Source organism: Veillonellaceae bacterium, from assembly GCA_012523975.1.
Classification (GTDB): domain Bacteria; phylum Bacillota; class Negativicutes; order JAAYSF01; family JAAYSF01; genus JAAYSF01.
Genome location: JAAYSF010000090.1, coordinates 1 through 21,733, shown reverse-complemented (window position 1 = coordinate 21,733; position 21,733 = coordinate 1). Strand labels below are relative to the sequence as shown.

The following is a 21,733-nucleotide window of genomic DNA, read 5'->3' as shown; positions in this document are numbered from 1 at the left end:
TTTTCCATAATGGGCCGGTAAGACACGGAGTACGGAAGTACTGAATTACATGAGATCATTAAACGAACGAAATTTATTAATCCAGTCCCGGTCGTACTCCCTTACGGACCATTACGGAAGCGGCCGGTCCGTAGGATGGAATCAGAGCTTGCGTTCGATAAGAAAGTCCGACTGTTTGAGCGTAGCGAGTTTCGGACTTTCCAAAAGCGAGCTCTGATTCCAAGGCCGATGGAGGATAGGTCCTTGATTTTTTGGGTACTTTTTTATCAAGAAAAAAGTACCGGCTACACAAAGCAGCCTTCTTCCTCGCTTTATGCCTTAAATAATCTAACCCCTAAGGGGGTTGTTACTTTGGCATTTCCCCAAAGTAACCAAAAGTCTAGGCCCTATATTCCAAAAGCCTCGGGAAACCGCACAGCTTACTAAAATCCCGAAACTCGCTTCGCTCAGACAGTCGGGATTTTTTAACGTAAGCCGCACGGTTTCCCGTCCTGCGGAACGGCTTTTTCCATAATGGGCCGAAAAGCACGGGGGAATCGGTGAAACTAATTCCGAATTAAACCCCGTACCCCTTATGGACCATTACGGAAGCGGCCGGGCCCGCAGGGATGTAAAAAGACCTTGCTTGCGATAAGAAAGTCCGACTGTCTGAGCGCAGCGAGTTTCGGACTTTCCGCAAGCGAGGTCTTTTTTCAAGGCCGCTGCAGTACAGGTCCTTGATTTTTTGGTCCTTTTTTATCAAGAAAAAAGGACAGGCAGGTCATTCCCACGCATTTGCAATCGCTGCAAACTCATCTAGCGATAGCGTTTCTCCGCGGCGCGTTCCGTCGATGCCGGCGGTATCGAGGATCGCCTGTACCTGGTCAGCCGGGAGGCCGGCCCCTTTTAAATTATTAGTCAGCGTTTTGCGCCGTTGGGCGAAGGCTGCTTTAACAACTCTGAAAAATTTCTTTTCATCATTAATATCGACCGGCGGTTTATCACGCAAGATACATCTAATAACGGCCGATTCTACCGCAGGCGCCGGGATGAAGGACTTTGGCGGGACGATAAACATAATTTCCGGTTCGGTATAATACTGAACAGCTACTGACAGTGCGCCGTAATCTTTACCGCCAGGCCGGGCCACCATCCGTTCGGCAACCTCCTTTTGCACCATTGTTACTAGCCGTTCAATCGGCAGGCGCTGTTCCAACAGCCCCATAATTATTGGCGTGGTAATATAATATGGAAGATTAGCTACAACCTTGTACCTTTCTGCCAATATTTCCCGGGAAATGTCAATCTTTAATATATCGCCGTGGACTATCCGGACATTATTATAACCGGATAATGTTTTACCCAAAATATCAATTAGCCGAGCATCAAGCTCTACAGCTACAACCTGGCAGCCGCTTTCAGCTAACCCTTGCGTCAGCGTACCAATACCAGGACCAATTTCCAGAACAGTCTCTTCAGGTTTAATATCAGCTGCGCTGACTATTTTATCGACAATATTCTCGTCGATTAAGAAATTTTGTCCAAGCTTCTTGCTCATATGTAAGCCAAATGTTTTAAGAATATGAAGAGTTACGTCTCTTTTAGCTATTCTAGGCTGCATTTATTTGCCGGCCTCCTACATTTTAATAATCAGTTATAGCCAGTAATTTATTACATTTAACCTATTTACTTTTCAGCCATCTTGTCTACAGCGGTTTCAAACTCTTGCCGAGTCACACCGTAATTGTTTAGTCGCTGTAAGAACCCTTTAGCATTAGCATAACCAATGCCAAGCTCAGCTCCTAGCATGGCCCGATGTCTGGCCGCATCAGGCAAACCTGTCAGCCCGGCATTGATAATGTCAGCCCAGCTAAATTCCTGCGATGGTTTCCACTCCAGATATCTGACTTTATTCAAGGCTGCTCTTATTGCGTCTGGTGATGCCTGCTCTATACCAATGTCATTATTGGCGCTGGCTGCATCGCGAGGCACGAAGGCATGTTTCGCCTCAGGGAATCGTTCCGTTAAGTATTTACGGATTCTTTCACCGGCGCTATCTGGGTCAGTAAGTATTATTATTCCACGTTTATGATAAGCATGCTTTATCTGGTCAAGCGTATGTGACGATAAAGTAAAGCCGCCCGTTATAATACAGTCAGCATCAACCGCCCGCCGTACGGCTTGTACATCCTGTTTTCCTTCTACCACAATAACTTCTTTAATCATTTATCCCGCTGTCACCTCCGCTCAATATATTATACCAGATTACGGCAAACTCCAACCAAATCTGCACTTCTATGGTAATATATTATTTATATATACTTTTGGATAAGTGCAAAAGCTGAACACTACGGCTTTAGAGCGGGTCTACCTTTATCGCTCTAAGCAGCATTTGTTCACCATTGCCTTAAATAATCTAACCCCAAAGGGGGATGTTACTTTTTGGCATTGCCCCAAAAAGTAACCAAAAAGGTCTAGGCCCGTTCGCACCCCTACCGACCCTTAAGGCAACGGACGTTCCCGAAGGGATGGAAATAGGCCGATGCCTTACAGGTCTTGATTTTTTGGGTACTTTTGTATCAAGACAAAAGTACCGGCTGGACTACCAGCCATTCATCTTCGCTTTATACCTTAAATTAATCTAACCCCTAAGGGGGTTGTTACTTTGGCATTGCCCCAAAGTAACCAAAGGTCTAGGCCTATCTTCCAAAAGCCTCGGGAAACCATACAGCTTACTAAAATCCCGAAACTCGCTAAAGCTCAGACAGTCGGGATTTTTTAACGTAAGCTGCACGGTTTCCCGTCCTTCGGAACGGCTTCTTCTAGAACGGGCCGGTAGGTACGGGGGAGCTGGTGAAAATTCGCTCCTCAAACCCGTACCCTTTACGGACCATTACGGAAGCGGCCGATCCCGCAGGAGGGAAACAGACCTTGCTTGCGATAAGAAAGTTCGACTGTCTGAGCGCAGCGAGTTTCGAACTTTCCGCAAGTAAGGTCTATTTCCCAGGCCGCTGCAGTACAGGTCCTTGATTTTTTGGTCCTTTTTTATCAAGAAAAAAGGACGGCTACGGTAAACTCTAGTATTAAAAGAACTCACTAGATATGATGTCGACCACGCGCGAAGGGTGGAATCATGTCCGAAACATTTCATTTATAGAGGAGAAATAATTTGAGTAAATTAACAGCAAATCTCTTAGTTCTTCTTGGGTCGGCCTCTTATGGCATGTTGTCTACCGTTACAAAGTTAGCATATCAGCAGGGCTTCTCAACCGCCCAGGTTGTCGGCAGTCAGATGTTTTTCGGCTGCCTGGGGTTTTGGCTTAGTTCTCGCGTTTATTGGCGGCAGACTTTTAGCCTGTCGTTAAAAAATATAGGGTCCTTAATGCTCACCGGAGCGATGAGCGGCTTGACTGGGGTCTTTTATTACCTCTCACTCAAAACCTTGCCCGCGTCGTACGCCGTTATTCTATTATTTCAATTTACTTGGATGGGCATCGCTCTGGATTATATAATTCATAAACGCAAACCAACGCTTGTTCAGCAAGTCGCTGCAGCTATTATTATGGCCGGAACCCTGCCCGCAGTAGGCTATAGCAGTAACACTGTCACAACTGCGCTGACTGCGCAGGGCGTATTTTTAGGCTTGCTTTCAGCCTTAAGCTACACGTTGTTCATATATTTAAGCGGCAGCGCTGTAAAACACGCTCCAACCATCGTTCGGAATAATTGGATGGTCGCAGGTGCAGCAACCACAGCCTTTATTGTCTTCCCACCATTATTTCTCGTTGATGGTTCACTCGCCGCCGGCCTGTGGAAATATGGTGGCTTCCTCGGACTGTTCGGCATCCTTTTGCCCTTCTATCTTTTTGCCAAAGGCGTTCCTCATATCGGTACCAGCCGGGCCGCCTTCTTAGGCGCGGTCGAATTGCCGGTCGTCATTATTTTTTCGGTTTTGTTGCTTAACGAACCCATGACTGCCATTCAGCTGACCGGTATCGGAGTTATCCTGGCCGGAATATTCTTATCAGTATCAAATAAATGATTGGAGGCGCGATTTCTTCGCGCCTCCGCTTTTGTGTTTCAAATATTTTTATGAACGTTGCGTTTTTGGCTCCAAAGCCTATTCAAGAATATAGACTTTAACATTACGGCGGCCGAATTGCCAGCACTCACTCGAACTCTCCATGCACAGGTCGATTTTGTTGCCGATAATGGCTCCGCCGGTATCAGCAGCTAGAGCCAGGCCATACCCTGGAATATAAACCTTGGTACCCAGTGGAATGACATCGGGGTCAACAGCCACAATACCACGGCGAGCCGGTATGCCGGTTGCCGTCAGGCCTTCAGGTGACCCGTCAGTAGGCAGATAAGCAGTCGCTTCCATCCAAGACACGCTTCTAAACCGCTGCATACCGCGTGATGTATTAATAACATCGCGCGTGCCGGCAGCGACAACTTGCGGTTTAGGCTGAACGGTAACAGTTTCGGCTATTACCTCTTCGGCTACCAGCTTGTTATCGGCATAATGCAGTTTAACCGACACGGTTTTAGCACCCTTCTGCCCCTCTTCAAGCACTTCTTCGAGACCCTTTTCCATATTCGGATTAGGTTTACGAATAACCGTAAACGGTACTTCCTGCTGTCGTTCCTCTACCCTCTCGGTCATGATGACCGCTTTGATATGTAGACCAGCCTGGATTTTGGTCTCGGCCCCTGGCTCAAGCTTAATGTTTGGCTTCAAAATTCCCAAACTGGCGGCCAGTTCACCTACTGTTGGTTTGCCTGTTACAATTGTCTCTTCCTTGCCTTGATATGTAACCTTTACCGGGACGGCACGAAACACCTCAATCGTTGTCCCATTCTGCAGCCTTGCTGTCGATAAACGATATTCATCTTTATCCGCCAAGACTACGCCAGCCTGCTCAAGAACAGCGCCTGGCCGAAATTTCATTGTATTGACTGTTATATGTGATCCATCTACTACTATGTTTACTTCTTTATGTGCCCAAGCAAAACCAGTGACTAGAATAACGGTGATAATTAAGGCAGCAATAAGTAATATTTTTCGTCTGCCCTGCACCGTTTGCGGTGAGAAAATGGTCATGACAACCCTCCCTTCGAAACACGATTATATATATTACCACTATAGTTGGAATTTGTCAAATATCATATATAATCGGATGATAATCAAAGTTTACCCATATTTACCTTTTTTATGCATTTGTTTAAGAAATGGGAATTAGAAAGAGGGAGAATACCTTTTAAAATATTCTCCCTCTTTCCAACTTATTCCTCTTTTAGGTTATTCGCCACAAGTTACGTGAATATCCACAAGCCTAATTTCAAGCTAGTCTATCCCAAACAGCCTTTTCGCATTATCCGTCGTGGCCTCTGCCAGCGCGGTAAATTCCATATTTCTAAGCTTAGCAATATACTCTGCAACGTATTTAACATGAGCAGGTTCGTTACGGCGGCCGCGTTTTGGCTCCGGCGTCAGATACGGGCAATCGGTCTCTAAGAGCAGCCGCTCCAGCGGAACAGCTGCCGCGATAGCGGGAAGCTTTGCAGCATTCTTAAAGGTAACTGAGCCGCCGAAAGCTGCATAAAAACCCATTGCCACAACTTCCCGCATCATTTCCATACTGCCTGAGAAGCAATGAAAAACGCCAGTCAGTCCTTTTGCTTCTTTTTTGATTATCTGCAAGACATCGCCGTGGGCATCGCGGTCATGAATAATTATCGGCATACCGGTCTGCCGAGCAACATCAATCTGGGCAATCAATGCTTGATGCTGAACTTCCTTGGGGGAGTGGTTGTAGTAATAATCCAAACCGATTTCGCCAATTGCCACAACCTTAGGATGCTTCGTCCATTCTGCCAGCTGATCGTAGTCCCCAGGCTTTATATCTTTAACGTCATGTGGATGAACCCCAACTGCGGCATAGATACTGTCATACTGCTCAGCCAGCCTGATTGAGGCGGCCGACGACTCCATACAAGCCCCGGCATTAATAATTCCTGTGACACCATTCTCCCGGGCTCGTTTGATTACTTCTTCCAGGTCATCATTAAACCGGACATTATCTAGGTGAGCGTGCGAATCGAACAGCATCTTACTTCACCTTGCTACCAGCTGGCATATCAGGTACCGACACCACTTTGAGCTTGTCATCGCAGGAGGCAGCAAGAACCATGCCGCGCGAAACGATACCGCGAATTTTGGCCGGCTTTAGATTGATAATCATGACAACATTCTGTCCGACAAGTTCTTCGGGCGCATAATGCTTTGCAATTCCCGAAACAATTGTCCGCTGTTCGGTACCAAGGTCAACGGTAAGCATCAATAGTTTATCGGCGCCCTTTACCTTTTCGGCCGCTACTACTTTAACGACCCGTAAATCCATTTTGGCAAACTCATCAATGGTGATTTCTGGCATACCTTGATCGACCGGCTGTTCAGCCTTAACTTCAGCTTTAGGCTGCGGTGCGGCAGCAGCTGTTTTCGGCGTCTCTTCAGCAGGTTTATCTTCAATCCGCGGAAAAATCGGCTCCGCCTTATTGACTTTAGTGCCTGCCGGCAGACGGCCCCAGCCTTGAGCATCTTTGAGCGCGGCTTGATCAAAACCTGTTAAACCAAGCTGATCCCAAATCTTAGGCGCCGTAACAGGCATAAACGGCGAAATAAGGACAGCAACAATGCGAAGCGTTTCAGCAAGGTTGTAAAGCACTGTGTTTAGGCGGTCCTTCTTGGCCGGATCTTTGGCCAAAGCCCAGGGAGCCGTCTCGTCGATATATTTATTAGTGCGGCTGACAAGCGTCCAAACCTGTTTGATAGCGCCGTTAATATCCATGCTTTCCATCATTTTTTCGTACATGGCGCCAGTTTCGCGAGCCAATTTGACAAGCTCCTGATCAATTGAATCACATTCGCCCGGCTGTTCAATAACGCCGTTATTAAACCGGCCGACCATATTAAGGGTACGGTGTAGCAGGTTGCCCAAATCGTTGGCAAGATCAGCATTTATTCGGTTAATCAAGGCTTCGCGCGAGAAGTTACCGTCCATGCCAAGCGTAATCTCACGCAGCAGATAATATCTTATCGCATCTGCGCCGAATTCCTCGATTAGACCGAGCGGGTCGATAACATTACCCTTAGATTTAGACATCTTATCGCCTTCTACAACCAGCCAGCCATGACCGTATACCTGCTTAGGCAGTGGCAGGTCAAGAGCCATCAGAATTACCGGCCAGATGATGGAATGAAAGCGGACAATTTCTTTACCGACTAAATGTACATCGGCCGGCCAGAACTTTGCAAATTTCTCACGGTCGTCTAGGTAGCCGGCGGCTGTTATATAATTGACCAGCGCATCAAACCATACGTAAACTACATGTTTGGTATCAAAGGGCACGGGAATGCCCCAATCAAAAGTAGTCCGGGAAACACAAAGATCTTCAAGGCCATTTTTTATAAAGTTAATCATTTCGTTACGCCGGGAAACAGGTTGGATAAAGTCAGGGGTTTCTTCAATATATTTAAGCAGTCGGTCCTGATATTTCGACATCCTAAAGAAATAGCTTTCTTCTTTAACAAGCTCAACAGCCCGTCCGCAGTCAGGACATTTGCCGTCGGTTAATTGACGCTCCAGCCAGAAGGTCTCACAAGGGGTGCAATACCACCCCTCATATTCCGATTTGTAAATGTCGCCTTGGTCATAGATTTTTTGAAAAATAGCCTGAACAACATGATGGTGCCGCTGTTCGGTTGTCCGGATAAAGTCATTATTGGAAATGTTAAGTTTAGCCCATAGGTTCTGAAATGAGGCGACAATTTTGTCAACATACTCAATTGGTGTAACATTGTTTTCCTGGGCTTTGCGCTGAATTTTCTGACCATGCTCGTCCGAGCCGGTCAAAAAGAAGACATCATAGCCGGCCAATCGCTTGTAGCGCGCTACTGTATCAGCAATTGTTGTACAATAGGCATGACCAATATGCAGCCGATCACTGGGGTAATAAATAGGGGTAGTGATGTAAAATGATTTTTTACTCATTATTAAACCTGCCTTTCAATTTGGAAAGCGGTAATATACTTCCGCTTTTTTAATTCAAAATTGACTTAATTAATCCATAACAGCAATTAGGAAGAAAAGAACAATGTTATTCTCAACTCTGTAAACTTTCGCCGTTTTTCACACTCTTTTTTTGTCGACTAGTATCATTTCACATTCGACATATTTCGTGTGTATGCGACAAAAACATCTGTATCCTACTAGAATATATCCCCTAATTTGGAAATTTCCATGTCATATGGAAGAAAAAGGTTGACAACCTTTGTAACCTTTGGTAGTATTTAGTTAGACAGTTTTGTCGAATATTGTTGATTTGAGAGGAGATATATATTTATGAAATCGACTGGTATTGTAAGAAAAGTGGACGAGCTTGGCCGGGTGGTAATCCCTATCGAATTGCGCCGCACACTTGCCATCGAAGAAAAGGACGCTTTAGAAATCTATGTAGACAACGACCGCATTATTCTCCGAAAATACGAGCCGGCTTGCGCTTGCGTATTCTGTGGTAATGCTGACGAAGTAACTAACTTCAAAGGCAAAAACATTTGCCATCAATGCATGGAATCAATGGTTCAAACAGCTATCTAAATCTTTATTGATTAGTATTTTCATATTTAATAATCGCCTGATATACTTCCCTTTTTGGTATGCCCCTTTTGAGCGCCACCGTCCGGATGGCGTCTTTTTTATTTTGTCCTCTTGCTATCGAGTTCAGCACTTCCTCAAGCGGGGACAGTTGGTCTTGCTCTGCCGCCATTTCCAGCACTTTTTCTTCACCAGCTCCAGCAACAACCAGCGTAAATTCGCCGCGCGGCTGGTTTTCAGCAAAATGCTGCTGCAAACTCATCAATGACCCGCGAACGAATTCCTCAAATTTTTTAGTAAGTTCACGCGCGGCGGCTGCTTGGCGATCACCTAGCCCAGCAGCAAGTTCAGCTAGCGTAGTCTTCAGGCGGTGGGGTGATTCATAAAAAATTAAGGTGTACGGATTATCAGCTAGCTTGCTGATTAACTCCCGGCGCTTTTTGGTCGTCTTTGGCAAAAAACCCACAAAGGTGAACAGCCGTGTATCAAGCCCTGAACAGACCAGTCCTGCTAGGGCGGCGTTGGCGCCAGGCACCGGCGTTACCTTTATCCCGGCTTCGAGCGCTAAATTAACTAAATCGCTCCCCGGGTCGGATATCCCTGGCATGCCGGCATCACTGACGATGGCAACATTCTGGCCGCTTAGCAATTTATCGATAAGTTCCGGCCCGCGTTCGGCCTTATTATGTTCATGATAGCTAATTAGTGGCGTTTTGATTTCAAAATGATTGAGCAGTTTTATAGTATGCCTGGTATCTTCAGCGCCGATAAGATCTACTTGTTTAAGAATATTGATTGCCCGAAAGGTCATATCTTCGAGATTACCAATCGGCGTTGCGCATAGATATAAAGTGCCGGTTTTTTCGTCCAACCAATCACTTCCTTTGCTGGGGATAGTAGGCGATAATATCCGGGGTATAATTCCCATTTTGGTCATAGATTATAAGCGGAGCCAGAACATCAAGACCGGGTCTGCCGCCGCGGATGCCTTCCACTAGCATAAGATTCGGCTTCTTATCCACTGCCGGATAAACTAGCCTGAGCCGCTTAGGCTCAAGCCCGGCTTGGCTCATGGCTGAAAGTATCTCAACCATGCGTTCGGGAATATGTATCATAGCAAATCGGCCCCGGTATTTAACCAGATACCGGGCGGCCTCCACTACATCTGCAAGAGTGGCAGTCACTTCATGCCGCGCAGCAGCAATTGTGTCTTTAGGATTAATTAACCCCTGGCCTACCGGCCAATACGGCGGATTGGCTACAACAACGTCCCACTGACCCGGCGGCAGAATACCTTTCAGCTGACGAAAATCGGCATTTATTACCTGCATGCGGCCTTCAAGCCTGTTCAGCTTTACACTGCGCTGCGCCGAATCGGCCATTCGGGGGTTAATCTCAAGCCCGGTTACTTTGCCTGCCCCGAGCGCCGTTAGCAGAATGCCGATAACACCGGTGCCTGTCCCTAAATCGACTACACTTGCCCCATGACGAATATTGGCGAAATGGGCCAATAGGACAGCATCGAGCGAGAACCGAAATTCCCGCTCATGCTGAATAAGCTTTAAGTCATTTATGATTAGGTCATCAATTCGTTCACCAGGATTAAGCAGCTTGTTATTCATCGCCTTCTTTTTCCACTACCTCTTCCCAGGGAACAACAACATTTTTGCCTTGTTCAAGCTGAATAACAGCAGTTTTCTTGTTGTTATTTATTGAGACAACCTTACCTTCGCCTTCCACGGTTATAACTGACCGGCCTACTGTAGGCGGTAAGATTTTCTTACAAGTCTGTGTATAGCAATCGCTTTCGTATTTCAGACAACACATCAGCCTGCCGCAAATACCGGAAATCTTGGTAGGATTCAGCGATAAATTCTGATCCTTAGCCATTCGGATCGACACCGGTTCAAAGTCACCTAAAAAAGTTGAACAGCAAAGCGATCGACCGCAGCAGCCTATCCCACCCATCATCTTGGCCTCATCGCGCACACCAATTTGCCTTAATTCAATACGGGTACGAAAAACAGCTGCTAGGTCCTTAACAAGCTCACGAAAGTCAATCCGACCTTCGGCCGTGAAGTAAAAAATGATCTTATTAACATCAAAAGTATACTCAACGTCGACTAAATTCATCGGCAGATTATGAGTTTTGATTTTCTGCTCACAAATAGCAAATGCCTCTTTTTCTTTGGCTTGGTTATCCTTGACCTTTTCTTGGTCCTGGTGGGTAGCTTTACGAATAACCGTCTTTAATGGAGCTACAATCTCACTTTCAGGAACATCGCGCGGTCCGATTACAACCTCGCCGAATTCCAGTCCCCGTGCGGTTTCTACAATTACAAAATCCCCGGCCGTTATCTTAACTTGGCCCGGGTCAAAGTAATATACCTTTCCCGCCTTTTTGAAACGTACACCAACAACTGTCTGCACGTTATTCCTCCCCTGCTGCGTCACGCAGCTTTATTAACAACGCCTCACTGGTCAGGCGGATATTAGCATTGGCCGCAAGTGCCTTTCTGGCAGTTTCCACCGCTTCAAGAGCGACCAATAGGTTTTGTTCACTCCAGTTGCGAGCGGCAGTTGCCAGTCGCCCGGCAATATCAACATTAAACTCCAATTTGTTATCTTGCAAGGCTAAATATATCAAAATATCCCGTAGGACTAGCGTCATATATTTATATAAAACCAAAGCCTGTTGGCGGTCTAACTTGTCAAAAAGCGCGGCAGTATCCCAAACGTCCTTCAGCGACCAGTTAGGCAGCGCCATAACTATTTCAGCCGCCTGGTCACGGGCAGCGAGGCCGCCTTCACTTGCCAGACTAAGAGCCGCCCCCATCCGGCCGCCGCTTATCCGGGCCGCCGCATCTGCTTGCTCGCTGCTGATTCCCCGGCCAACCAAAGCTCGGCTCAAAACATCATTCGGTAACGCATGAAAGGTCAAAACCCGACAACGTGAAATTATTGTATCTAAAAGCTGCTGGCGCGCACTCGTCAGCAGGATAAATACCGTATTGCCAACCGGTTCTTCCAAAGTTTTAAGCAGGCTGTTAGCGGCCTGCGTTGTCATGGTTTCAGCAGCATCAATAATTCCAACCCGCCGCTGGCCATAGTAAGGGGCCAACGCTATTTCCCGCTGCAATTCCCGAACCTGGTCAATTTTGATCGACGCTCCGTCGGGAGACACAGCCACCAAGTCAGGGTGACTCATATTCTGCGCCCGACGACAGGACGGACAGTCTCCACAAGGCTTTAAGCCACCGCCAGTGCATAATAGACCGGCCGCGAATACATTTGCAACAGCCGCCTTTCCCACACCTTCCGGCCCGGCAAATAGCATTGCATGCGGTACTCTGCCATTTTCCAGCATAGCTTTTAAAGCATTAATATTATCGTCATGACCGACGATTTCATTCCACTGCATTTAACACCTCGCCGTGCTTACATATATAAATCTACAAGCATTCCGCGAATGGCGTCTTGTTTTGCCATAATCTCAAGCTGACGTTCCTGGCCTTGGCGGACATCTTCAGTCAAACCGGCCAGTTTTTCATCGATCTGCCTGATAATAGTATACATTTTCTGCCGGCCATGCCTGTCCCAGCCGGCATTAGAATGCAAGCTGTACATTCTCCCTACCGCCTCACCAACAAAACGCCGCACAAGCTCGCGGTATGTCTTAAGCTCAGAATACGTCGGTACTTGACCTAATCGCTTACCTTGCTTTGTTATCTGATCCAGCAAGGAATTAAGCCGTTCTTTAGATTGACCATCCTCAGCCTGACGCAAATCAGCCGCAAAAAAGCCAACATTTTTTTCAACCCTGCCGCTAACCTCATGTTCAATGATCGGCTGCGGACTGGCGGCTCCCAAATTGTTAATCTTCACTCAGGTTCTACCCTTTCAAAGTTAAAATACTATATAAAAGAATTATAATTCTTTTATATGAAATAATCAAATTTTGGCCTGGCACCAACATATAAATGCATCATTAAAAGGCACTAGCGAACTCTAATATGATTATTGGCAGTGGTATTTTAGCCATGAACTGGTGGAATCAAGGCGTCTCGACAGTCAGCCCGGGCCGCGCGGCTATCTTTACTAATATAATTCCCTTAGCCGCCATGGCCTTACCAGTCGTATTGCTGCACGAGCATATCGGCTGGCGGGAAATCGTCGGTGGCCTATGGATAATCTTTGGTGTATACCTTACAACCCGCACGACACCGCAAGTTCAAGCGGCGTAGAAATGGTAAAGACAGTGACTCATTAATATTAAATGAGGCACTGTCTTTTTTACTAGCAAGATCATTTAATCCAATCTCTTAGATCTAATTACTGATTTCATTAAGTATATCGGTTTTGATTTTACCAATACACTCATCAAGTTCATTATTATAATAGCATTTTATAATATTGCATTCGGCTAGCTTAGCAGAGCTAAAGTCGCTGCTGTCAGCTAAAAACCGGCGGCACATTTCATTGTAATTAGGCTGCGGCTGTTTCTTCTCCCTATTTAAAGCCCGCTCAAGCCTGACTGCATCCTCTACCTCAATATAGATCGGCACTATACTGTTCGAGCCAAAATAGGCCTGTAAACTTTTATATGCCGGCAACGTACCAATCAGGAGATAGTTATCCTTAGAGAGATCAACCTGTCCGTCATTGACAGTAGCATAATACCATTTACCTTTGACAGTGTCGTATTCCCGCTGTTCAATAATTTTACCTGCCTGGCAAAAGTCTTCCAGTGCGGCCTGATCAATAAAGCAGTAGTCGACACCATCAACTTCGTTAGCCCGCTGCGGCCGAGTAGTATATGGAACAATGGGTTTCAAATTTAAGTCCTTATCCTCTTTAAGCGCCTTAAAAATAGTATCTTTTCCCGAACTGCTCTTGCCCATCAAACAGAATATTTTACCCATTCTATCCCCCACACTCAATCGACAACCTTGATGGTTTTCAGCATATAGTCTTCGGGGCCTGATATGTGAAGACCGGCTCGCTGCAGACTCCGGCAATAGTCAATAATCTCTTGGCTTATCCGCTCACCAGGACATAAGAGCGGTATACCAGGAGGATAAAAAGTTACGATTTCAGCGCAAATTAGGCCGGCGGATTTATCAAAAGCTGCCTTACAGGTGTTGCCGAACAAGGCATCGCGCGGTGATATAACACCTTCGGGCGCTGCCGGATAGGGAATATTTTTACAAGCGTCCAGTTCAGAAAAATCACAATCCCGGGCATAGTTAGCGGCCATATCTCGCAGAGCATTAACTAAAACGCGAGCCTCTTGTTCAGAATCTCCCAGTGTTATTAAAAACAAAATGTTATACATATCAGACAGTTCGACTTGTACTTTATATTTATGACGCAGAATCCGTTCCGCTTCAGCGCCGCGCATACCTAAACCTTTTACAGTAACAGTTACCTTGGTTGCGTCAAAACTATAAAAACCGGGATTGCCGATTTTATCCTCACCAAACGAATATAACCCGGGGATTTTATTAATTTCGTTTCGTACCCAGCTAGCTAATTTCACTGCTTTTTCGATGAGGGCACTTCCCTCCGTTGCCATCTGCATTCTGGCAATATCAAGCGAAGCCATTAGGATATAATTGGGGCTAGTTGATTGAACTAGCTGCAGCATAGCTTTTAGCCGAGGCACATTTATCCGGTCTTCCCGGCAATGTACCATCGAACATTGCGTCATAGCGCCAATAATTTTATGAGTGCTCTGGGCACAAATATCTGCGCCGGCGTCAAGCGCCGAAATAGGCAGTGCATCGCAAAACTTTAAATGCGGCCCATGAGCTTCATCGACAATTACGGGCATATCGTGAGCATGAACCAAATCGACAATTTTTTTCAAGTCAGTCGCAACCCCGTAATAGGTTGGATTAATTATCAAAACACCTTTAGCATCAGGATGCTGTTTAAGTGCTGCTTCGACTGTCTCAGCACGGACCCCCATTGCCAGGCCAAGTTCATGGTCAACTTCGGGCTGGATAAAGACAGGTGTCGCGCCGCTTAAAATAATTCCGCCAATAATTGAGCGGTGGGCGTTGCGCGGCACAATGAGTTTGTCCCCCGGACCGGCAATCGTAAGAATCATTGCGTAAATACCGCCTGTTGTACCATTAAGAACAAAAAAACTATGATCGGCATCATAAAGCTCAGCAGCCAAATCCTGCGCTGCCTTAATACAGCCATGCGGCTCGTGGAAATCGTCCAATTCTTCCATTAGCGCCAAGTCAAGCGCCAAAGTATCCCGACCGATAATCTTCTCAAGACTGGCATGCATACCCTTGCCTTGTTTATGACCGGGCGTATGAAATGGTACTACGCCGTCATTCACATAATTTAGCATCGCCGCTAACAGCGGGGTTTCAAGCTGCTTAGTCCACTGCACCGTTCGCGCCTCCTTAGCTAAGATACTCTCACGTCATCTCTATCTACCTGCCTATTATACCCTACTTTGTGAATAACTTCATAATAATTTTCAATTTATGCTAAGCCTTATCAGATCTCCGGCTGTTGTACCCGTTCGAGCCGCAGTGCCAGCTGGAAGTTCGATGACATACACACTACCTGAACAGGCAGCCATCCGGCCAGGCCTGATATCGCCGGCAGCCTTTAAAACGCAATTATTTTTATCAACAAATAGAACATCTATACTATAGGCCATCCCGAAGGTGTGAATACTGCTACAGGGCTTAATAATCAAACCAGCACCCTGCTCAAGCCTTTTAGTCCCAAGCAGCCCGCGCAAGCGGCTGAAAAAGGTATTGGCCAGCGCAGCATTATCAGCCAACAATATATTCTTAGTAATATTTTTGACTTCCATTTATACAGCCCTCCTGTGCCGGTTGCCTTCAGGCGGCGTAATCGCTACCCTAATTATACCTGTAATATATTGAAATAATCATCAGCTTAAAGTCCGCTTTTACTGGGTCCGTAATCCTCAGCAGACTAGGAAACTATGAATACACTGCAAAAACCAACATATAATATGAAATATATTTCCCTAACTCTAAAAAAGTGGAGGTGATTTGGCTGTATACTCAAAAAGTGATTGATCACTTTCTCACCCCTCAAAATATCGGCAATATGGCAGATGCCGACAGCATCGGAATCGCCGGCGATCCAAGCTGCGGCGACCATCTAAAAATTTTTATCAAAGTTAATCACGGAATAATACAAGATATAAGTTTTCTTGTTTACGGGTGCACGGCTTCGGTTGCCACAAGCAGTATGACGACTGTCTTGGCCAAGGGAAAGAGCCTCGATGAGGCAAGGAAAATTACACAGCAGGATATTATTGATGCGTTAGATGGTTTGCCGGAGCAAAAGCAACATTGCTCAAATTTAGGTGTATCTGCCCTGCGGTCGGCCATCCTCAATTATCAGCTGCAGCAGACTTGGATTTAAACTATTTTCAAAAACATTTATAAAATTATAAGTACATTCTTGACATTTAAAATAGAAAGCAATAAGATTTAATTGAAATATATTTCATAAAGGAGTGTCCTATGGTTCGACCACAAAAAGAACGCCAAGTGGAACAATTGCCGACAGTTACAAGTTATAAGCCATCAGGAGTTCCGCTCAAGAGCATAGAAGAAATCGTCCTGAATATCGAAGAAATGGAAGCAATACGCTTATCAGATGTTGAACAGCTTGATCAAGCTAGCGCCGCCAAGCGAATGGGAGTTTCAGCTCCAACGTTTAACCGGATAGTCAACGCCGCCCATAAAAAAATTGCCACAGCACTCTGGCAAGGCTGGGCTTTGCGAATTGAAGGCGGGAATTTTCGCGTAGTTCACCGGTGTAAGCAGGGCCTGCGTTACTTTGTTTGTCATGAATGCCAGCATAATTGGTCCCTTCCGTATGGAACCGGACAAAGCGCAAAAGACCTTGACTGTCCTATATGCCAGTCATCTAATATCAGCCGCGACCATACAAGGAGCTAATTTTTTTAACTTAGTTATGAAATATGTTTCTAAAAGAAATCGAGAGTGATTACACAATGTTAGGTTATTCCTTTAACTGGAGGAGCGACAGAATGCGCTGCGCATCATGTAAGGAGATAAAAGCTTTTGTATCAGCCTTGGTTGCAAAAGACAGGTTACTGGCTCACAACCCACTTGTAGCAATATATTCCGGCTATTGGAGAAATAAGCGCCTAGGTTTAAAGGATGACACTTGAAAGGAGGTTATAAATGAGAATAGCGATTACTTCCCACGGTCAAGATAAGTCTTCGTTAATCGACCCTCGTTTTGGGCGAGCCGAGTATCTTATAATTCATGATACTCAGACCGGCAGTTGGGAAGCCCATATCAGCCAAAATTTAGTCGAATCCAACGGAACAGGAATCCATGCGGCTCGAAATATTTTGGAGCTTGGGGCCGAAATGCTTATAACCGGTCATGTCGGCCCAAAAGCTTTTAGGATTTTAAATGCCAACGGGCTTAAGGTATATTCGGTCGGGGATACTGGCGACAAATTAACGGCTGATAAAATCCCGGCATTATTAACCGCTGGGAAGTTAATAAAATTAAATGTCCCAAATGCAATTGATTTTAAAAAGTAATTAAGGAGATGTTACCTAATGTCCTGTGAAACCCAAGACAATGTTACCAAGCAGCAAGACGAGAAGATCAGCAGCTTTCTACAAGACGTAAAGCATAAGTTATTAGTCATGAGCGGCAAAGGCGGAGTCGGCAAAAGCACAATTGCTGCCAATCTGGCCGTAGGTTTGAGTAATGCCGGCTTTAAGGTCGGATTGCTGGATGTAGATATCCATGGCCCAAGTATAGCAGGTATGCTTGGCCTTACCGGACATAAACTTAATTACATTGGAAATACAGCCATTCCTTTCCCTTACGATGAAAATCTAAAGGTCTTGTCCATCCAAGGACTTCTTGATCAACCCGATCAACCGATTATTTGGCGCGGCCCAGTCAAAATAGGCGCCATTCGCCAATTTTTAAGCGATGTCTTCTGGGGAAATCTTGATTACCTTATCATCGACAGCCCTCCGGGTACAGGCGATGAACCGCTTACCATTGCCCAGACTATTCCCGACTGCAAAGCTGTTGTTGTTACAACCCCTCAGGAGATTTCTCTGGCTGATGTGCGTAAATCTTTGAATTTCTGTAAAAAAGTGAATATGGAGGTCCTTGGAATCGTCGAAAATATGAGTGGTTTTGTCTGTCCTTCTTGCGGCAGTGTCCACGAAATCTTTAAAGCCGGCGGCGGTGCTAAAACTGCTCAAGAATGGGGAATCCCATTTCTCGGCCGGCTTCCTATCGATCCCTCGGTTGCGGCAGCGGGAGACTCAGGAATGCCAAACAGCGATTTAAACACCCCCGTGCAAAAAGAGATGCAAATCATTATTAATAACGTTATTAATAAACAAAATAAAAGGGCTGATATGGATATGAAAATAGCTATTCCTTTAGTAAACGGCCAACTATGTGCGCATTTTGGCCACTGCGAGCAATTTGCCATAATAACTGTCGGTCAGGGCAAAGTTACTAGCAAAGAACTTCTTACTCCACCGCCTCACGCACCGGGCGTCATTCCTAATTGGATCGCAGACCAAGGCTGCACTAACCTAATCGTCGGCGGAATGGGTGAACATGCTCAACAAATTCTTGCCTCGCGTGGTGTATCAGTATTATGCGGCGCCCCCTCCTTACCACTCGAGGAGCTTACCAATTTATTTATAAGCGGTAAATTGGTTGGTACCGGCAATGCCTGCGACCATGACCATGGGGATGGCCATCACTGCGGCCATTAACTAGCTAAAGCCTATTTTTTAACAAGGTTATGAAATACATTTCTTTTCTTATTAGGCTCGTTATTGAATCTAGCTAAAAGTTTTAGAGGAGGAGTTAAGATGCCAAGAGGAGATGGAACAGGTCCATTGGGAACCGGGCCACAGGGCCGCAGACGCGGCGGCTGCCAGCAAATGGGGTTTGGCAATGGTCTTGGTTCAGGCTTAGGACGCAGATTGCAAAATGCGTTCGGTATGTTCAATAATACCGCCAATCGGCCCGAATCATTAGAATCTCAAGCCGAAAAACTTGAAGCGCAAGCTGCTCACCTGCGTAATCTGACAAAACAAAATCGAAAAACCGATTAGTAGTTGGAGGCGGCTCTTCGAGCCGCACTCCAGCAAGGAGGTACTTATGCAAATTAGCATTGCAAGCGGCAAAGGAGGTACCGGTAAAACTACGCTGGCTCTCATGCTCGCCGCTGCTCAATCTGATATTACTTTAATCGACTGTGATGTCGAGGAACCAAACTGTCACTTATTTCTGAATCCAAACTGGCAGACGCCAAGTCAAAAAGTCAGCGTTAAAATTCCCCATATTGATCCGCTAGCATGTACTGGATGCGGGGCTTGTTCGTCTGCCTGTTTATTTAATGCACTGGCCGTTTCCGGTAGAACTGCGCTGCTGTTTGATGAATTGTGCCACAGTTGCGGCGCTTGCCAACTCGCCTGCCAGCATAATGCCATAAGCGAAAAAGAAAAAGAGATTGGCGTTATTCAATCCGGTACGGCGGCAATGTATTCAGGTATTCATTTAATATCCGGCACGCTGAATATTGGTACTCCCAGCACAGTACCTATCATAAAAACAATGAAGCAGCAAATAGCTAAACTCTCCGGCGACACATTACTGGATTGTCCGCCAGGAACAGCTTGTTCCATGGTAACAGCCGTTAAGCAAAGCGATTATTGCATACTCGTGACCGAACCGACTCCATTTGGAAAACATGACTTGAAACTTGCTGCCAATATTACCAACCTCCTAAATATTCCGACTGGGATCGTGATTAATAAAAGCGACGAAGGAGACGGCGACCAAGATATCGAAGCATTCTGCAAAGAGCGCCAAATACCGTTACTGGCTAAAATCCCTCACAGTCTGTCGTTTGCCAGACAATACGCATCAGGACAAATTTCTGATGAGTTTAAAGAAATTGCTAGCTTAATTTGGCAGCGAATTAAGGGGTGCTATCAATGAAGGAACTAGTCGTTGTCAGCGGTAAAGGAGGTACAGGCAAAACCAGTATCAGCGCAGCGCTCGCCTTTTTGGCTCCGCAAAAGATACTAGTTGACTGCGACGTAGACGCTGCAAACTTCCATTTGCTATGCGGAGCCGACATTTCGGAAACTCAGGAGTTTAAAGCCGGTTACGAGCCGCATATCGATAAAGCGATTTGTGCACCCTGCGGCAAGTGTACATCCTTATGCCGCTTTGCGGCTATAACGGACGGAGTTTTGACTGATCCTTTTAACTGCGAGGGCTGCGGCGTTTGCGCTTTCGCCTGTCCTCAGCAAGCTATTACCATGCAGGAAAAACAAGCGGGAAACTGGTTCGTATCTGATACCCGCTTAGGCTGTTTAGTCCATGCAGAGCTCGGGTTATCGGTCGAGAACTCCGGGAAATTAGTCAGCAAGGTGCGGCAGGAGGCTAAACAACTTGCAATGGCCCATCATCTTCCGCTTGTTATCACCGACGGGCCGCCCGGAATCGGCTGTCCGGCTATTGCTGCCTTATCAGGAGCCAGTTTGGCGCTGGCAGTCGTGGAACCATCAGCCTCCAGCATTCATGATGTAAAGCGCTTAGCTAATCTAGTTTCACACTTCGGTCTGCCGCTAACGGTATGTATTAACAAAAGCACGCTGCACCCCGAAAATACTCAAGCCATAGTCAGTTGGTGCAAGGAGAAAGCTATTCCTGTAGTCGGACAACTTCCCTATAGTGACGTATTCCGGAATGCTGTTCAATCCGGCAAAACCGTGCTGGAAATGCCGGATAACTTGGAAATCAAAGAAGCCATGCGCAATCTTTGGCGAAACCTTTCCGGCATCTTAGAAGCCCACCGGTAAATAAGTAAGGAGATTGGGAGAACTTTACAATGATACTGAATACTGTCATTGAGACTATGAATCATGCGGAAATGCAGGCTTTACAAAGCCAAAGGCTTCAAAAAACAGTTGAACGCTGTTATAAAAAAGTAAGTTTCTATCAATATCAGATGGATGCTTTAAATGTAAAGCATACCGATATCAAGACTATTAAAGACATCAGCAGGCTGCCGTTTACGACAGCACACGATTTATCGGTTTACTATCCCTTCGGTTTATTAACCATGCCGATAAGCGGCGTGGCCCGATTTGAACAAACCCCTGACTTATGCAAGGCCGTAGGTTTTACCGCCCAGGATCTGGCTTGGCAAAACGAAATGATTGCCCGCAGTTTAATTGCCTGCGATATAACCGCTGCTTCAGTTCTGCTGGAGTTGGCCGATCCCTTTCCCGGCAGTGCCTCCCGGTCATTACGGCAGACGGCCGAAATTCTCGGCATAACCGTTATTGCCGGTCAAGGCACTAATGCCCCAAGCAGTCTGAAGACTATTGAAGACTTCGGTGTAACGACAATCTTTTCATCACCCGATAACCTGTTTGCTTTCGCCGAATTTCTGAAAAAGCAGAATATTGAAATCCAGGACTTACCGGTGAAAAGTCTTCTATGTGAGGCAGCACTCTGCCATGACGAACTTCGCCGCCAGCTTCAGCAAGTATTCAAAATCCCTGTTTATACCCTATACGGCAGGCCGGACGTTGCTTGCCTGGGTATAGCCGGTGATTGCTATCACCAAGATGGCCTGCATATTAACCAAGATCACTTTTATCCGGAAATTATCGACCCTGCTACCGGCGAAGTACTGGAGGATAACCAGCCTGGTGAGCTGGTGCTGACTACCATATCCCGTGAAGCAACGCCGCTGATCCGTTACCGAACCCAAGAATTGGCCGTGTTAACCCGCAAGTCGTGTATATGCGGCCGAACTTCGCCCAGAATTACCTTTGTTTCTATATGACCATTTCGCCACCAATTTCCCACCATTATTATAATAAGAAAGCGAGGGACTCTTATGAAAATTGCTATAACCGCGCTTGGTTATGACCGGTTATCACCTGTCGATCCCCGTTTTGGCCGGGCTGATTATTTTGTCCTTTATGACCAGGAAAGCGATACCTGGGAATCAGTTCCTAATACGCAAAATCTCCAAGCCG

General features: G+C 46.1%; 25 protein-coding genes. 12 read left to right on the top strand and 13 right to left on the bottom strand.

From position 1 onward, the window contains the following. Window positions 1–760 precede the first annotated feature (760 nt). Together rsmA and rnmV are read right to left on the bottom strand one after the other, a co-directional pair. Window positions 761–1,600: a 16S rRNA (adenine(1518)-N(6)/adenine(1519)-N(6))-dimethyltransferase RsmA gene (rsmA, locus tag GX348_12030; GenBank protein NLP42885.1), complete on the bottom strand. Its 840-nt coding sequence runs from the start codon at window positions 1,598–1,600 to the stop codon at window positions 761–763. 65 nt (window positions 1,601–1,665) lie between these two features. Next, complete coding sequence (gene rnmV / locus GX348_12025) at window positions 1,666–2,205, bottom strand: ribonuclease M5 (protein NLP42884.1); 540 nt, start codon at window positions 2,203–2,205, stop codon at window positions 1,666–1,668. Window positions 2,206–3,148: 943 nt separating this feature from the next. Between rnmV and GX348_12020 the strand changes: the two genes are divergently transcribed. Further along, entirely contained in the window at window positions 3,149–4,021 is an 873-nt protein-coding gene (locus GX348_12020; protein ID NLP42883.1) for a DMT family transporter, read from the top strand. 78 nt (window positions 4,022–4,099) lie between these two features. Here GX348_12020 and GX348_12015 read toward each other — a convergent pair whose 3' ends face one another. From GX348_12015 to metG, 3 genes are all read right to left on the bottom strand, one after another. Next, on the bottom strand, window positions 4,100–5,083 hold the full coding sequence (locus tag GX348_12015; GenBank protein NLP42882.1) for a DUF348 domain-containing protein: 984 nt from the start codon (window positions 5,081–5,083) through the stop codon (window positions 4,100–4,102). Between the two features lie 243 nt (window positions 5,084–5,326). After that, the gene (locus GX348_12010; protein ID NLP42881.1) at window positions 5,327–6,091 is read right to left on the bottom strand and encodes a TatD family hydrolase; all 765 of its coding nucleotides are present in this window, start codon (window positions 6,089–6,091) and stop codon (window positions 5,327–5,329) included. Window position 6,092: 1 nt separating this feature from the next. Beyond that, complete coding sequence (gene metG / locus GX348_12005) at window positions 6,093–8,033, bottom strand: methionine--tRNA ligase (protein NLP42880.1); 1,941 nt, start codon at window positions 8,031–8,033, stop codon at window positions 6,093–6,095. A gap of 351 nt (window positions 8,034–8,384) precedes the next feature. Between metG and GX348_12000 the strand changes: the two genes are divergently transcribed. Continuing rightward, the gene (locus GX348_12000) at window positions 8,385–8,639 is read left to right on the top strand and encodes an AbrB/MazE/SpoVT family DNA-binding domain-containing protein (GenBank protein ID NLP42879.1); all 255 of its coding nucleotides are present in this window, start codon (window positions 8,385–8,387) and stop codon (window positions 8,637–8,639) included. A 4-nt stretch (window positions 8,640–8,643) separates the two neighbouring features. Here GX348_12000 and rsmI read toward each other — a convergent pair whose 3' ends face one another. Genes rsmI through GX348_11975 form a run of 5 tightly spaced genes read right to left on the bottom strand, consistent with a single transcriptional unit; the run spans window position 8,644 to window position 12,521 of the window. Next, on the bottom strand, window positions 8,644–9,564 hold the full coding sequence (gene rsmI / locus GX348_11995) for a 16S rRNA (cytidine(1402)-2'-O)-methyltransferase (GenBank protein ID NLP42878.1): 921 nt from the start codon (window positions 9,562–9,564) through the stop codon (window positions 8,644–8,646). Next, a complete protein-coding gene (locus tag GX348_11990) occupies window positions 9,512–10,258 on the bottom strand; it encodes a tRNA1(Val) (adenine(37)-N6)-methyltransferase (protein ID NLP42877.1) in 747 nt (248 codons plus the stop codon). The genes rsmI and GX348_11990 overlap by 53 nt, the downstream gene beginning before the upstream one ends. After that, window positions 10,251–11,066: a stage 0 sporulation family protein gene (locus tag GX348_11985; GenBank protein ID NLP42876.1), complete on the bottom strand. Its 816-nt coding sequence runs from the start codon at window positions 11,064–11,066 to the stop codon at window positions 10,251–10,253. The genes GX348_11990 and GX348_11985 overlap by 8 nt, the downstream gene beginning before the upstream one ends. A gap of 1 nt (window position 11,067) precedes the next feature. Next, on the bottom strand, window positions 11,068–12,057 hold the full coding sequence (gene holB, locus GX348_11980) for a DNA polymerase III subunit delta' (protein NLP42875.1): 990 nt from the start codon (window positions 12,055–12,057) through the stop codon (window positions 11,068–11,070). 17 nt (window positions 12,058–12,074) lie between these two features. Next, the gene (locus GX348_11975) at window positions 12,075–12,521 is read right to left on the bottom strand and encodes a YaaR family protein (protein ID NLP42874.1); all 447 of its coding nucleotides are present in this window, start codon (window positions 12,519–12,521) and stop codon (window positions 12,075–12,077) included. A 128-nt stretch (window positions 12,522–12,649) separates the two neighbouring features. Between GX348_11975 and GX348_11970 the strand changes: the two genes are divergently transcribed. After that, on the top strand, window positions 12,650–12,880 hold the full coding sequence (locus tag GX348_11970) for a DMT family transporter (GenBank protein ID NLP42873.1): 231 nt from the start codon (window positions 12,650–12,652) through the stop codon (window positions 12,878–12,880). Window positions 12,881–12,964: 84 nt separating this feature from the next. On the opposite strand, the gene GX348_11965 is transcribed toward GX348_11970, so the two are convergent. The 3 genes from GX348_11965 to GX348_11955 form a co-directional block, all read right to left on the bottom strand. Then, window positions 12,965–13,558 carry a guanylate kinase gene (locus GX348_11965; GenBank protein NLP42872.1) on the bottom strand — a complete coding sequence of 198 codons (594 nt, stop codon included), beginning with the start codon at window positions 13,556–13,558 and terminating at the stop codon, window positions 12,965–12,967. Window positions 13,559–13,572: 14 nt separating this feature from the next. Next, window positions 13,573–15,045: an aminotransferase class I/II-fold pyridoxal phosphate-dependent enzyme gene (locus tag GX348_11960; GenBank protein ID NLP42871.1), complete on the bottom strand. Its 1,473-nt coding sequence runs from the start codon at window positions 15,043–15,045 to the stop codon at window positions 13,573–13,575. A 90-nt stretch (window positions 15,046–15,135) separates the two neighbouring features. Further along, window positions 15,136–15,480 (bottom strand): DUF192 domain-containing protein, encoded by a 345-nt coding sequence (locus tag GX348_11955; GenBank protein ID NLP42870.1) that lies wholly within the window; start codon window positions 15,478–15,480, stop codon window positions 15,136–15,138. A 209-nt stretch (window positions 15,481–15,689) separates the two neighbouring features. Here GX348_11955 and GX348_11950 point away from each other — a divergent pair, with 209 nt between their 5' ends. The 9 genes from GX348_11950 to GX348_11910 all read left to right on the top strand — a co-directional run. After that, window positions 15,690–16,064 carry an iron-sulfur cluster assembly scaffold protein gene (locus GX348_11950; GenBank protein ID NLP42869.1) on the top strand — a complete coding sequence of 125 codons (375 nt, stop codon included), beginning with the start codon at window positions 15,690–15,692 and terminating at the stop codon, window positions 16,062–16,064. A 101-nt stretch (window positions 16,065–16,165) separates the two neighbouring features. Further along, entirely contained in the window at window positions 16,166–16,606 is a 441-nt protein-coding gene (locus GX348_11945) for a DUF134 domain-containing protein (protein ID NLP42868.1), read from the top strand. Between the two features lie 249 nt (window positions 16,607–16,855). Further along, on the top strand, window positions 16,856–17,227 hold the full coding sequence (locus GX348_11940; GenBank protein ID NLP42867.1) for a dinitrogenase iron-molybdenum cofactor biosynthesis protein: 372 nt from the start codon (window positions 16,856–16,858) through the stop codon (window positions 17,225–17,227). An 18-nt stretch (window positions 17,228–17,245) separates the two neighbouring features. Beyond that, complete coding sequence (locus GX348_11935) at window positions 17,246–18,439, top strand: P-loop NTPase (protein ID NLP42866.1); 1,194 nt, start codon at window positions 17,246–17,248, stop codon at window positions 18,437–18,439. 99 nt (window positions 18,440–18,538) lie between these two features. After that, on the top strand, window positions 18,539–18,784 hold the full coding sequence (locus GX348_11930; protein NLP42865.1) for a DUF5320 domain-containing protein: 246 nt from the start codon (window positions 18,539–18,541) through the stop codon (window positions 18,782–18,784). A 46-nt stretch (window positions 18,785–18,830) separates the two neighbouring features. Next, complete coding sequence (locus GX348_11925) at window positions 18,831–19,673, top strand: 4Fe-4S binding protein (protein NLP42864.1); 843 nt, start codon at window positions 18,831–18,833, stop codon at window positions 19,671–19,673. Continuing rightward, window positions 19,670–20,542 (top strand): 4Fe-4S binding protein, encoded by an 873-nt coding sequence (locus tag GX348_11920; GenBank protein ID NLP42863.1) that lies wholly within the window; start codon window positions 19,670–19,672, stop codon window positions 20,540–20,542. Before GX348_11925 ends, GX348_11920 begins: the two co-directional genes overlap by 4 nt. A 29-nt stretch (window positions 20,543–20,571) precedes the next feature. Beyond that, window positions 20,572–21,537, top strand: a complete 966-nt coding sequence (locus tag GX348_11915) for a phenylacetate--CoA ligase (GenBank protein NLP42862.1) — start codon at window positions 20,572–20,574, stop codon at window positions 21,535–21,537. A gap of 54 nt (window positions 21,538–21,591) precedes the next feature. After that, window positions 21,592–21,733: dinitrogenase iron-molybdenum cofactor biosynthesis protein (locus GX348_11910; GenBank protein ID NLP42861.1), on the top strand; the 142-nt coding region annotated here is incomplete at its 3' end.

Excerpts from the sequence above, each read along its gene's own strand:
- rsmA (NLP42885.1), bottom strand. The coding sequence starts at position 1,600 with ATGCAGCCTAGAATAGCTAAAAGAGACGTAACTCTTCATATTCTTAAA.
- rnmV (NLP42884.1), bottom strand. The coding sequence starts at position 2,205 with ATGATTAAAGAAGTTATTGTGGTAGAAGGAAAACAGGATGTACAAGCC.
- GX348_12015 (NLP42882.1), bottom strand. The coding sequence starts at position 5,083 with ATGACCATTTTCTCACCGCAAACGGTGCAGGGCAGACGAAAAATATTA.
- GX348_12010 (NLP42881.1), bottom strand. The coding sequence starts at position 6,091 with ATGCTGTTCGATTCGCACGCTCACCTAGATAATGTCCGGTTTAATGAT.
- metG (NLP42880.1), bottom strand. The coding sequence starts at position 8,033 with ATGAGTAAAAAATCATTTTACATCACTACCCCTATTTATTACCCCAGT.
- GX348_12000 (NLP42879.1), top strand. The coding sequence starts at position 8,385 with ATGAAATCGACTGGTATTGTAAGAAAAGTGGACGAGCTTGGCCGGGTG.
- rsmI (NLP42878.1), bottom strand. The coding sequence starts at position 9,564 with ATGGGAATTATACCCCGGATATTATCGCCTACTATCCCCAGCAAAGGA.
- GX348_11990 (NLP42877.1), bottom strand. The coding sequence starts at position 10,258 with ATGAATAACAAGCTGCTTAATCCTGGTGAACGAATTGATGACCTAATC.
- holB (NLP42875.1), bottom strand. The coding sequence starts at position 12,057 with ATGCAGTGGAATGAAATCGTCGGTCATGACGATAATATTAATGCTTTA.
- GX348_11970 (NLP42873.1), top strand. The coding sequence starts at position 12,650 with ATGATTATTGGCAGTGGTATTTTAGCCATGAACTGGTGGAATCAAGGC.
- GX348_11965 (NLP42872.1), bottom strand. The coding sequence starts at position 13,558 with ATGGGTAAAATATTCTGTTTGATGGGCAAGAGCAGTTCGGGAAAAGAT.
- GX348_11955 (NLP42870.1), bottom strand. The coding sequence starts at position 15,480 with ATGGAAGTCAAAAATATTACTAAGAATATATTGTTGGCTGATAATGCT.
- GX348_11945 (NLP42868.1), top strand. The coding sequence starts at position 16,166 with ATGGTTCGACCACAAAAAGAACGCCAAGTGGAACAATTGCCGACAGTT.
- GX348_11940 (NLP42867.1), top strand. The coding sequence starts at position 16,856 with ATGAGAATAGCGATTACTTCCCACGGTCAAGATAAGTCTTCGTTAATC.
- GX348_11935 (NLP42866.1), top strand. The coding sequence starts at position 17,246 with ATGTCCTGTGAAACCCAAGACAATGTTACCAAGCAGCAAGACGAGAAG.
- GX348_11930 (NLP42865.1), top strand. The coding sequence starts at position 18,539 with ATGCCAAGAGGAGATGGAACAGGTCCATTGGGAACCGGGCCACAGGGC.
- GX348_11925 (NLP42864.1), top strand. The coding sequence starts at position 18,831 with ATGCAAATTAGCATTGCAAGCGGCAAAGGAGGTACCGGTAAAACTACG.
- GX348_11920 (NLP42863.1), top strand. The coding sequence starts at position 19,670 with ATGAAGGAACTAGTCGTTGTCAGCGGTAAAGGAGGTACAGGCAAAACC.
- GX348_11915 (NLP42862.1), top strand. The coding sequence starts at position 20,572 with ATGATACTGAATACTGTCATTGAGACTATGAATCATGCGGAAATGCAG.